Origin of the sequence: Ancylobacter sp. FA202, from assembly GCF_000380205.1 — a bacterium.
GTDB lineage: Bacteria > Pseudomonadota > Alphaproteobacteria > Rhizobiales > Xanthobacteraceae > Ancylobacter.
In genome coordinates, this window is the sequence record NZ_KB904820.1 from 104,194 (window position 1) to 115,154 (window position 10,961).

At 66.1% G+C, this 10,961-nt stretch carries 10 protein-coding genes; 6 read left to right on the top strand and 4 right to left on the bottom strand.

The window, feature by feature from the left end; genetic code table 11:
• The first annotated feature begins 133 nt into the window (after positions 1-133).
• The 6 genes from A3M1_RS25490 to A3M1_RS0124810 all read left to right on the top strand — a co-directional run bounded on the left by A3M1_RS25490 (position 134) and on the right by A3M1_RS0124810 (position 7,898).
• Entirely contained in the window at positions 134-391 is a 258-nt protein-coding gene (locus A3M1_RS25490; RefSeq protein ID WP_018391686.1) for a TraC family protein, read from the top strand.
• Between the two features lie 40 nt (positions 392-431).
• On the top strand, positions 432-677 hold the full coding sequence (locus A3M1_RS25495; protein ID WP_018391687.1) for a conjugal transfer protein TraD: 246 nt from the start codon (positions 432-434) through the stop codon (positions 675-677).
• Between the two features lie 71 nt (positions 678-748).
• Complete coding sequence (gene traG / locus A3M1_RS0124795) at positions 749-2,668, top strand: Ti-type conjugative transfer system protein TraG (RefSeq protein WP_026221516.1); 1,920 nt, start codon at positions 749-751, stop codon at positions 2,666-2,668.
• A gap of 2 nt (positions 2,669-2,670) precedes the next feature.
• Positions 2,671-3,222, top strand: a complete 552-nt coding sequence (locus A3M1_RS0124800; RefSeq protein ID WP_018391689.1) for a hypothetical protein — start codon at positions 2,671-2,673, stop codon at positions 3,220-3,222.
• Positions 3,215-3,730: a hypothetical protein gene (locus A3M1_RS0124805; protein ID WP_018391690.1), complete on the top strand. Its 516-nt coding sequence runs from the start codon at positions 3,215-3,217 to the stop codon at positions 3,728-3,730. Before A3M1_RS0124800 ends, A3M1_RS0124805 begins: the two co-directional genes overlap by 8 nt.
• Positions 3,731-3,971: 241 nt before the next feature.
• Positions 3,972-7,898 carry an autotransporter domain-containing protein gene (locus A3M1_RS0124810; RefSeq protein WP_018391691.1) on the top strand — a complete coding sequence of 1,309 codons (3,927 nt, stop codon included), beginning with the start codon at positions 3,972-3,974 and terminating at the stop codon, positions 7,896-7,898.
• Positions 7,899-8,307: 409 nt separating this feature from the next.
• Here A3M1_RS0124810 and A3M1_RS0124815 read toward each other — a convergent pair whose 3' ends face one another.
• From A3M1_RS0124815 to A3M1_RS0124830, 4 genes are all read right to left on the bottom strand, one after another.
• Positions 8,308-8,538, bottom strand: a complete 231-nt coding sequence (locus A3M1_RS0124815; RefSeq protein ID WP_018391692.1) for a hypothetical protein — start codon at positions 8,536-8,538, stop codon at positions 8,308-8,310.
• Positions 8,539-8,743: 205 nt separating this feature from the next.
• Positions 8,744-9,103: a single-stranded DNA-binding protein gene (locus A3M1_RS25500; RefSeq protein ID WP_018391693.1), complete on the bottom strand. Its 360-nt coding sequence runs from the start codon at positions 9,101-9,103 to the stop codon at positions 8,744-8,746.
• Between the two features lie 526 nt (positions 9,104-9,629).
• The gene (locus A3M1_RS0124825; RefSeq protein ID WP_018391694.1) at positions 9,630-9,974 is read right to left on the bottom strand and encodes a hypothetical protein; all 345 of its coding nucleotides are present in this window, start codon (positions 9,972-9,974) and stop codon (positions 9,630-9,632) included.
• Positions 9,971-10,960, bottom strand: coding sequence for a hypothetical protein (locus tag A3M1_RS0124830; protein WP_018391695.1), 990 nt, complete (start codon positions 10,958-10,960; stop codon positions 9,971-9,973). The genes A3M1_RS0124825 and A3M1_RS0124830 overlap by 4 nt, the downstream gene beginning before the upstream one ends.
• Position 10,961 lies beyond the last annotated feature (1 nt).

The window sequence follows — 10,961 nt, forward strand, 5'->3', positions numbered from 1 at the left end:
ATAATCGGTCTGCAACCTGTATAGGTCCGTCAATGCTTTGGAGACCGGCATTTGGTCATTTACGGTCGTCCCATTGCCTTCGATAAGTGAAAGGGAAGTCACGCTTATGAGCCGCGTTCGTTCCGCCAGTAGAATGACCAGCATTGTCGATATTGATGCTCAGATTCAGGAGCTGCACCGCAAGCGCAGGGAACTCCAGGCCAAGCAGGCGGAACGCCTCGGCCGGCTCGCGCTGGCGGCGGGGCTGGGTGAGTTTGAACAGACCGACGAGGAGTTGAAGGCCGCCTTCGCCGAGGTAGCCGCGCGATTTCGCCCTCGGCTGGCGCCTGCGAATTCAGGGATTGAAGCACCGTCGCCGGCAAAGGCCGTTGACGCCGCTGGGCCTCAATGACCGCGCGATCCTTGAACTGAGGTGGAAGAGGAGAAGCCTCATGCTCGATGAACGCCGCAAGGATGTGCGCGAGAAAATCGCGCTCGGCGGCCTGGTCGTGAAGGCCGGACTTCGCGGCGCGGATCGCGCTTTCATTCTCGGCGCCCTTGTGAGCGCGGCACGACTGAAGCAGGACGATCCACGTTGGCGCGAACTGCGCGCCCTGGGCGGTGCGGCCTTCGGGGACGCGGCGCCGGCCACTGATGCGGACGAACCGTCCGCGACGCAATCACCGCGCCTGAGCTGATCGAGGCAGGCCGGCGCTGCGCAATGGATGACGCGGCGCCGGCCTCGCCGGGCGGGTTTTCGAGGAACGACATGCACAACATCAACTGGAAAGACCCCACGCTTGCGTGGGCGCTCCTACCTGCGTCGGTGCTCGCACTCTGCATCTTCGTGACGGACACGATGTGGCCCGCTCTCGCCGCCGATCTCACCGGGCAGCCGCACTATTGGTTCATGCGGTCCTCGCCGCTGGTGAACTTCATACTGCCGCCGCTGTTCGGCCTCGCGGTCGTGGCGCTCCTGCCGCGCCACAAGCGGATGCCGCTCGCGCTCATCAACCTACTGCTCGTCGTCGGCGTCGGGCTTGCCTATGCCTGGCGCGAATATGCGCGCCTCGCGCCCTATGCCGAACAGGGCATGAGCTTCAACGAGCTGAGCGGCTACATCAGCGCTTTTGTGATCGGCGGCAGTGTCGTCGCCTTCGGGCTCGCCGGCTTCGGCGCCCGGCTCTCCACGCATGTGCCCGATAGGGTCAGGCGCGTGAAGGGCGGCATGATCGGTGATGCCGACTGGATGGATCTTGGCAAGGCGCAAAAGCTCTTTCCGACCGATGGCGAGATTGTCCTCGGAGAGGCGTATCGCGCCGACAAGGATGTGGTCGCGGAGATTGATTTCGAGGCCGGCGACCGCGCCAGCTGGGGCAAGGGCGGCAAGGAGCCTTTGCTCTGCTTCCGCTATGGCAACGACTCCGGCCACCTGCTGTTCTTCGCCGGATCGGGCGGCTTCAAGACAACGGCGAACGTCATCCCGACCGGCCTGACCTATCGCGAACCGATCGTCTGTTTCGACCCGTCGACCGAGATTGCGCCCATGCTCGTGAAGGCGCGTCGCGACATGAACCCGGGTCGCCGCGTGTTCGTCCTGGACCCAACCGATCCGACCGTCGGGTTCAATGTTCTCGACTGGATCGAGACGTCGTCTCGCAAGGAAGAGGACATCGCGGCGGTCGCGCACATGCTGCTCGCGGAGAGTGGGAAAATTGAAAGCTCGACCGGCAGCTATTTCCAGAACCAGGCGCACAATCTGCTCACCGGCATCCTCGCCTATATCCTGCTCTCGCCGAATTTCGAGGGCGAGAAAACGCTGCGAAGCCTGCGCCAGTTGGTGAGCCGGCCGGAGCCGTCGTTCATCGCTCTCCTGCGTGAAATCGTCGAGGATGAAGCCGAGCCGGATTTCGTTCGGGAGTCGCTGGGCGTCTTCACAAACATGACCGAACAGACCTTCTCGGGCGTCTATTCGACGGCCTCGAAGGACACGCAATGGCTCTCTCTCGGCAATTACGCTTCCCTCGTATGTGGCGATACCTTCACGACCGCCGACCTGGCGCGTGGCAAGATTGACCTGTTTCTCAATCTGCGCATGGACACGCTGAAGAGCTATCCGGGGATCGGCCGGGTCATCATCGGCGCCCTGCTCAATGCGATGATTCAGGCGGATGGGCGCTCCGGCCGCCGCGTGCTGTTCCTGGTCGATGAAGCCTCGCTACTCGGCTACATGAAGCTGCTGGAAGAGGCGCGCGACCGTGGCCGCAAATACGGCATCAGCCTGATGCTGTTCTATCAGTCGGTCGGACAGATAGAGGGGCATTTCGGCCGCGCCGGCGCGCAAGCATGGTTCGAGAGCGCGGCGCTCACCTCCTATGCCGCTGTCGGAACGCACGAGACCGCAAAGCGCCTTTCCGACCTGTGCGGCGAGATGACGATCGAGGTCGGATCGAGTTCGCGGCAGGCGGGGCTTCTCGCCAGCTCCGCCCGCGCGACCGAGAGCGTCAACTATCAGCGCCGCGCGCTGATCCTGCCGCATGAAATCCTGCAGGACATGCGACGCGACGATCAGATCATCATCAAGGCCGGTCAGCGGCCGCTGCGCTGCGGGCGTGCCATCTATTTCCGGCGCCCGGACATGGTGGCGCGCACCGAAGCCAATCGCTTTGCTCCGAAGGGAGGAAAGTGACAATGGCCGCACGCATCACGCCGACGCAACGCAAGATCCTCATCAACGCCTCGGAAGGCCGGCCGCTGGATCATGGCCGCCCCACCTCGCGCTCCACGGTCGGCTATTGGAACTGCGCTGTTCGCAGTTGCCGGCGCAAGGGCTGGCTGGACCAGCGCACGGACCAGCTGACCGAGAAGGGAAGACGTGTTCTCGACATGACGCCGCCGGCCGCATCCGTGCGCCTCACGACGTCGCAATACCGCGTCCTTCTGTACATGGTGCAGAACAACGCGAAGCTCATTCGGGGCAAGGGGGCATCGGCCCGAACCGACGACAGCTTTAAGTGGCCGGTGCCCGCATCGACCGTTGACCACCTGATCAAAGAGCGCCTTATCGAGAGGGAGGAGCGCGAGACCGAGCACGAGCTTCTGGCCGTCAGCGTTTTGGGATTTGGCACGGTCAAGGAGAAGCTGAGGCGCGCCGCTGCCGCGCAGGAGCGGGCCGCCCGTCTGGCAGGGGACGCGCCGACACCGCTCGAACAGCTGATCTGGCGAACGTTGACGCATGGATGACATGGCGGCCCGGGCCGCTCGGGTGAAACCGCTGGTCTGGCGCATTCAGAGCCCGCACACCACGGACCTGGTTTCCGGCGAGACGGTGGTTCTGCTGGCGCTGGTTCCGTGGGGGGCCGTCGCCATTACAAGGACGCTCAAGGAGACGGGCTATCGCGTCTGCGAGGGGGCCTCACGCGCCGGCGGCTTCGCGTCGATTGAGGAAGCACGGGATTGGGCTGAGACGGGATACCAGCGAATGATGGCGGCGGCGATCGAGCTCGATGCGCCGTCACCGTCGCTTCTGGCGGCGCTCTCTGTGCCGGCGGCGGTCATGGCCCTTTGGGAAGAGACCGCCGGCCGGCCCTGGCCGCAGGCGGCTCCGCTGGGACCGGAGATAGAGGCGATGATGGCCGATGGTTGGATACGGCTGGCCGGGAAAAGTGGCGGATCGCCTGCCGCATCTACCGCCATGCTGCAATGGACCCGCGCCGCCCAGATAGCGATGTCCCGCTTGGGCGCGATCTAGTAGCCGATTTGAGGCAGGCGCACATCAACGGATGGGCCGGCGCCAAAGCAGCTTGAATCAATGTAAGCGGGTACGGACCTAGGTCGATTAAACCACAGGTAAACCTTTCCCCTGGGGTACTCGTTGCAAAACGATCGCGTTCGATCCGCAAATATGGCGAAAATGAGCGGCCCACCTTGACGCCGCCAGAGCCACCATATTACCGCTTTATTTGTAACAATTTGTAACTCAGGCGGACCGCATGCTTCTCCCCTTGCCCAAGCTTTCCTCGCGCGGGCTGCGGCGCCTCCTGCTGGCCTCTGCCGCCGTGATGGTCGCTGGATCTGCGCAGGCACAGGTCTTTGTCGAGCCCGGGACGGGTGGCGCGGGCGGGGGCGCGGGCTCGGGCGGGGGCGCGGGCGGTGCGCCGAGCTATTCGGGCCAGGGCACAGCCGGACAAGACGGGACTGGCACTCCTGCAGGTGCGCCTTCCTATGGCGGCGGCGGCGGCGGCAGCGGTCTGCCCGGCGGGTCCGGCGGCGCGTCGCCGAACTCGTCGCCGGCCGTCGGTGGTGCCGGCGGCTCATCATTCGGCGCCAGTGGCGCGGCGGGGGGCAATGGCGGCGACGGCGGCGGCGGTGGCGGCGGCGGCGCCCACGGCTACGCGGCCTTTTCTTCCGCCTTCGTCGCAGGAACCTATACCGGCGGAGCGGGCGGGGCGGGCGGAAGTGCAACTTCCTATGGCGGCGGCGGCGGCGGCGGCGGCTATGGTGCCGTGGTCTACGTGGATACGTCTAGCGCCTCTCTGGACGGCACTTTTGTCGGCGGCAATGGCGGCGCTGGCGGCATCGGCGGGACCTCATCCGGCACAGGCGGAACGGCCGGCGGCGGCCTTTTGGTTCTCGATACGCTTGGCGGTGCGACCATCAATGTCGCACAGGCTGCCTCCGCCACCGGCGGCGTCGGCGGCGGGGCCACCCATTCGTCAGCGCAGGCAGGTTCTGGCGGCGCGGGCTTGGTCGTGGCGAACTCGACAGGCCTGACCACACTGAATTCGAACGGAACCGTGACCGGCGGCGCCGGCGGCGTGGGGACCGACAGCGCCACTGGCGGCACTGGCGGCATCGGCCTGATCATCACGGCCGATAAGGCGAGCGACGGCATCACTGCTAATATCAACAATACGGTGACGGGCGGCGCGGGCGGTTCCAGCAGCGGCGCGGCGCCGAAAGGGGGATATGGCGGGTACGGGATTTACGCCGGTAATCCCTCCTCTTCAAGCGATAGCGGGAAGAGCATCGTCAACGTCAATGCCAATGTCACCGGCGGCGCAGGCGGGGCTGCCTCTGGCGGTGGCGGCACAGCCGGAGACGGTGCCACCGGCATCGGCGCGATCAACTCCACCATTACGGTGGCCAGCGGGGTCACGGTGTCCGGCGGTGCCGGCGGCGTCGGGACTTACCCCGTTGCGGATGGCGTAGGTGGGACCGGCATTGGCGGCAGCGGTATCTTGGTGGTGCTCGAAGGCACGGCCACGGTGCAGGGCGGCCTCGGCGGGGACGGCGTCACCCGTGCCGCGGCGATCAGCTTCGGCAATGGCGTCAATACGCTCGAGCTGCGCGCGGATGAGAATGGCAATCTGCCGATCCTCATCGGCAGCGTCACGCATTCCAGCCAAACCGATGTCCTCGCGCTCGGCGGCACGAACGACAAGACCATCGACGGGGATACGCTCGGTGGTTATGCGAACGGCTTCGGTGCGCTTTCCAAGACCGGCACCTCCACCTGGACGCTGACCGGTGAGCTCGTTGAGAGCGCCCTCCCCTGGACGATCTACCAGGGCACGCTCTCGATCAGCGAAGACGTTAATCTCGGCGGCTCGGTCGCTGGGGTGACGCTGTCCGGCGGCACGCTGCTCGCGACCGAGAACATCGACTTCACGCATGAGACTACGGTGAGCGCCAATGGCGGCACGCTCTCCGTTGTGGATGGCAAGACGTTGACCCTTATGTCCTCCCTCGACGGCTCCGGAGCGCTTGCCAAGGCCGGCGCCGGCACGCTGACGCTGACAGCCGGCAACAAAGGCTATGCCGGCGCTGTCACCGTCTCCGCCGGCACGCTGGCGCTGAGCGGCGCGGGAAGCGTCGCGGATGCCTCCAGCGTCACCCTCGGCAAGGCGACGCTCGACATATCGGAGTCCAAAGGCGCCAGGATCAGGAATCTCGCCAGCACCGAGGCCACGAGCAAGGTCGTGCTCGGCGACAAGACGCTCTCGGCGGACGTGAACTCGACATCCTCCTTCGCGGGAGTCATCGAGGGCACGGGCAGGGTGGTGGTGATCGGCGGTGGCGAATTCACGCTGAGCGGCGACAACACCTATACCGGGACGACCGAAGTTAACGGGGCTTACCTCTATATCGGTGCCGGGGGCACGACCGGCTCGGTGGCGGGGGACATCAGCCTCGACGCGACGAGCATGCTGGTCTTCAACCGGTCGAACACGGTGACCATCGCCAACAGCATCACCACCGCGGCCGGTTCGAACATCACCTTCCAAGGCGGCGGCAACTTCAGCTATACTGGGTCCGGCACCATCCTCGGCTCCGTGTCAGTGCAGGACGGGACGACGCTGCGCCTGACAGGCGACCAGTTCGCCGGCGCCTCCCGCGTGGATGCCTATGGCGGCGTCATCGCCGGCAACGGCACGGTCAGTGCCCTCACCATCCATGAGGGCGGCACGGCGGCTCCCGGCAATTCGCCCGGCACCCTCAACGCAACGACCGTGTCCTTCGAGAAGGGCGCCACCTATCAGGTGGACGTGACCCCGTCCGGCGAGCACGATCTCATCATCGCCAGCGGCGCCGCGACCATTAGCGACGAGGCCAAGGTCGAGGTCGTCGCCGTGCCCGGCCGCTATGAGGTGGACACGAAATACGCCATCCTCACCGCCGCGGGAGGCGTCACCGGCAATTTCGGCAGCGTGACCGACAATTACATCTTCCTCGACGCCGCGCTCGAGTCCGACGACAACAATATCTACCTCTTGCTGCATTACACGGGGGCGAACTTCGCCGATTACGCGCTGACGAAGAACCAGTTCACCACCGCCACGGCGGCGCAGGCGCTGGGCGCCGGCAATGCGGTGTACGACGCGCTGCTGCAGCAGACCGCCACCTCCGCCCCGGGGGCCTTCAACGCCCTCTCCGGCGAGGCCTATGCCTCGGTCGGCAGCGTGATCCAGCAGCAGTCGGTCTATCTGCGTGACGCGGTGGGGTCGCGGCTGATGCAGGCGCTCACCGCGCCGGGCGTCTCGCCGCTGGCCTATGGCCCCGGCCCGGTGAAAGCCCAGCTCGCCGAAGGCTATACCCCCACCCTGTGGCTCGAAGGCTATGGCGGCTGGGGCGACACCTTCTCCAACGGCAATGCCGCCACCATTTCCAACTCGATCGGCGGCTTCCTGATGGGTGCCGACGTCGCGGTGGCGGAGAATGCCCGCGCCGGTCTGTTCGCCGGCTACAGCCAGTCGGATTTCGACGTGACCGGCCGTTCCTCCTCCGGCTCGATGGATAATGTCGACATCGGCCTCTACGCCGGTGCGCAGTTCGCCAACATCGCCCTGCGCGGCGGCGCGGCCTATACGTGGCACGACGTGTCGATGTCGCGCAGCGTCGTCTTCCCCGGCTTCTTCGACGCCACCGAGGGCGACTTCACCACCGGCACCACCCAGGTGTTCGGCGAGCTGGGCTATGACATGGAGCTCGGCGCCGTGGCCTTCGAGCCCTTCGTGGGGCTGGCCTATGTCAACGTCTCTGGCGCCTCCTTCGCGGAAACCGGCGGCGCGGCAGCGCTTGCCGTCTCCACCGGCGGCATGGACACGGTCTATTCGACGCTCGGCCTGCGCGCGGCGACGACGGTCCAGCTCGGCGGCAAGACGCTGACGCCGCACGCCACGCTCGGCTGGCAGCACGCCTTTGGCGACACGTCTGAGGTTTCGACCATGCAGTTCCTCGGCGGCGCGACGCCGTTCTCGGTCACGGGCGTGCCGATTGCGGAAGACGCGCTGCTGCTGGAGGCGGGGCTCACCTATGCCCTGTCCGACACGGCGTCTCTCGGCGCGTCCTACACCGGCCAGCTCGCCAGCGGCGCGTCGCAGAATGCCTTCACGGTACAGTTCGGGATGAAGTTCTGAACTGACGCCGGTGGTCAGCCCAGCTGACCATTGGCGGCCCAGCCCGGCGGATCGGTTCAGCAGCGTCGAGCTCGAACCGCCGGGTCGGGCGATGTCACGGTTTTCGCGCTTTCGAGGAACGCGCGATCATCATGTTGCTGTCGTAAGACCGGATGAGCGATCATAAAGGTGCCCACACCCTGCCGCCAGCCAAGCGCCTGATCACCGACTGGGACGATGACGTGCCGGGTTCAGCGACCCGGTCGCCGCCAAAGGCATCTCACCCTGCATCCTAAGGGGCGACTGCTGCTGCACTGACAAGTCAATTGGCATTGAGTTCAAGCGTGAGGAGCCGTAGCGATTCATGCGGGCGGGGCCGCGCTTATGGCGGCTCCGAGAGCGGGCGGCGGAAGCCGCCCGCTGCGCGAAATCAGTGGTAGGGCGCGATCAGAACGTCGTCTTCGGGCAGCAGGCGATAAAGAGCCCAGTTCCAGGCATCCATGAACAGCCACGAAAGTGCGCCGGCAACCAGCATGAGCGTGGCGTGAAGCGCCGGCACCCCGGAAGCGAAACCCGCCACGGCGAGGACGATCCAGACCAGCGACAGCTTGCGCATGAGAACGACGAAGGGCAGGCCGGTCACGAGGACAAAGAGGACCATGCTCCGCGCCATCGAGCCCAAGAGGCGCAACGGCCATAGGAGGATGCGCAACCAGAGCGGCCGGGCCGGCGGGTGACGGGCATCCGCTCCATACTCGACTGGCGCGGGAAAGGTGCGGGCACGATGGGGTTCCATGGGTCTCTCCATCCCATTGCGGGCAAGGAAAACCGGGTGGGAGCGATCTCACTACCCGGACTTTACCTGTTCAGTCGCCGGCGATCCACGCATCGAGCAGGATGACGTCGCCATTGCCGAAGGGGCGCAGCACGATTTCCGTCACCTTGTGGGTCTGGCCATCCTTGTCATATTCGCGGGTTTCCATGGCGCCGGAGACATGAACCTTGGTTCCCGACTGAAGGCGCTTTTCGATCCGCTTGACGAGGTGATCATCGAACACGACGACCGTGTGCCACTGCGTGACTTCCTTCCAATTGCCCTCCCGGTCCTTATAAGAATTGTTGGTCGCCACGCGGAAGGTGGCAACACGGCCACCATTCTGGAAGGTACGGATTTCGGGATTGGCGCCAAGGTTTCCGATGATTTCAGCGCGGTTGAGAGAGAACATATCAAATCTCCATTCGATCAGGATCACGGGGTAAGTCGAGCGTTACGGTAGGACCGTCGTCAAGGTTTCGCCCTTAGCTATACAGTTCTTAGGCGAAGCAGGTCGCGTCCTGCTTCCCGAGTTCGCGCGGAGCAGCGGGGGAGTTGGGGGGCAAGGGGGATGATGACGGGGGGAACCACCCACCCGGAGGGCGGCGCGGTTACGCGCCGGCATGGCAGGCCGCTTGCGGCCGAATGCTGGGGGGTGGCGTCATCGCCCTTGCTGGGGCAGAGGGGGCAGAGCCTCCTGGCCCCGCGTTCTTCTCGAAGGATCTTGCGCGCCCTGGCGCGCGCCGCGGTTCGGGGATGCCGGCGGGGCATCGAGGGGGGGGAGAGGCGAGGGGGTGGCGGAGCCCCACTCTCGCCGCGCGCGCGGGCGGTCGATCCGCCTGGGCGCGTGACCGGCCGGCCGCTCGTCGGGCCATCGGATTGGGAAAGCGCTGCCCCCGGCGCTGTGATCGTCGGGGGCGTCTTCGCCTTGCAGGGCGCTAGAACAGCGCCGCCTGCCCGTCACCCTCAAGCTCCCACCTCTTCGCCCTCGCCCGGCTCTGTGCGGCCTCTTTCCTGCGGATCGCGGCGGCGGCGGCCTCAAGGTCGGTCGATGCGTGGCGGGCGTGGATCTCTTGCAGCAGTTCAATGTCGAAATATTTGGGCATGGCGTCCGCGAGCGCGGCGTCTTTTTCAGCCGCGCGCATAAGGGCGGCGGCGACCATCTCGCCGTCGAACATTTTGAAGCAGACATCGAAAGCGTCTGCCGACGCGCCGGAAAGGACCGATTGCCGCGCCAGAGCGACGCGGCCGGCGAAGGTGTTGAAGCCGGGGCGGCAGGTCATGCGCTGCGCTCCCCTTGGAGAGCCGACACCACGCGCGATGCGGAATAGCGCCCCGCATTGTTGAGGTGGCGCTGCCAAGCCCCCTCGGACGGCGCCCAACGGAAGCCCTCGCGCTTCATCAGGTCGCGCGTCGCGGCCTCGGGCTTGCCGTCGAAAAACATCTGAATGCGCGCCGCGTCGCCATTCTCGACCACGCGCAGGCGCCCGGCTGTGGTGTTGTGTTCCTGCTCGACCGTCCCGCGCTCGCGGTTCGCCTCGATCGTCGCCAGCCGTGTCGCAAGCCGCTTGATCTCGGCCAGCTCGCCCGAAAGCTGATAGGCGGGAAAGCCGGCGCCCATCCATTCTTGAGGCGGCACAACGCAGCGCCGCGCCTTCGCCTCGCGCCAGCCCGTGGCGTCGACCACGGCTTGCACTTTGGCGTCCACGTCTTTGCCCTTCGCCGAACGAATAGCAGCGTTGGCGGCTTTCATCATGGCGTGCGCGGCCTGGCGCTTCTCGATCTCGGCGCGGATCAGTGCCGGCGCATCCGGGTTGCTGGCGCGGATCGGCTCGCCTGGGGCGCCATGAGGGAAGGCGGTACGCTCGACGGCGGCGCGGGCGGCCTTGGCGTGCTCGCTCACGACGCGAAAGGCGTTGTCTGCCGATGCCTGCCGCTTGCGGTTCCGATCCACCGGGAACCGGGCCGGCCCGACGACGAACCACGACATGCACCGCGATTCCATCGCCCAAGCGCGCCGCGTCAGCGACACATGGCGGACTGTGAAACGCTCGATCTCGGCGCCGGCGTCCAGAATGCCCCCCCGCGCTACGATCGCGACGACATGGGCGGCGAAGGCGTTGACGCGCTCACCGAGGGCGCCAAGCTCCATGCGGGCGCGGCGATCCGGGAAATGGGACAGGGCGTCCCAATGGCGTTCGATCCCCTTGACGGTGAGCGAGAGGGAGAAGCCGCCGGCGCTGATTGCGAGGGTATCAGCGTCGAACATG

What these genes read in the sequence shown, in the direction of transcription:
- A3M1_RS0124830 (WP_018391695.1), bottom strand. Translation starts at nt 10,960, where the DNA reads ATGTTCGACGCTGATACCCTCGCAATCAGCGCCGGCGGCTTCTCCCTC.
- A3M1_RS0124800 (WP_018391689.1), top strand. Translation starts at nt 2,671, where the DNA reads ATGGCCGCACGCATCACGCCGACGCAACGCAAGATCCTCATCAACGCC.
- A3M1_RS25495 (WP_018391687.1), top strand. Translation starts at nt 432, where the DNA reads ATGCTCGATGAACGCCGCAAGGATGTGCGCGAGAAAATCGCGCTCGGC.
- A3M1_RS0124825 (WP_018391694.1), bottom strand. Translation starts at nt 9,974, where the DNA reads ATGACCTGCCGCCCCGGCTTCAACACCTTCGCCGGCCGCGTCGCTCTG.
- A3M1_RS25490 (WP_018391686.1), top strand. Translation starts at nt 134, where the DNA reads ATGACCAGCATTGTCGATATTGATGCTCAGATTCAGGAGCTGCACCGC.
- traG (WP_026221516.1), top strand. Translation starts at nt 749, where the DNA reads ATGCACAACATCAACTGGAAAGACCCCACGCTTGCGTGGGCGCTCCTA.
- A3M1_RS25500 (WP_018391693.1), bottom strand. Translation starts at nt 9,103, where the DNA reads ATGTTCTCTCTCAACCGCGCTGAAATCATCGGAAACCTTGGCGCCAAT.
- A3M1_RS0124815 (WP_018391692.1), bottom strand. Translation starts at nt 8,538, where the DNA reads ATGGTCCTCTTTGTCCTCGTGACCGGCCTGCCCTTCGTCGTTCTCATG.
- A3M1_RS0124810 (WP_018391691.1), top strand. Translation starts at nt 3,972, where the DNA reads ATGCTTCTCCCCTTGCCCAAGCTTTCCTCGCGCGGGCTGCGGCGCCTC.
- A3M1_RS0124805 (WP_018391690.1), top strand. Translation starts at nt 3,215, where the DNA reads ATGGATGACATGGCGGCCCGGGCCGCTCGGGTGAAACCGCTGGTCTGG.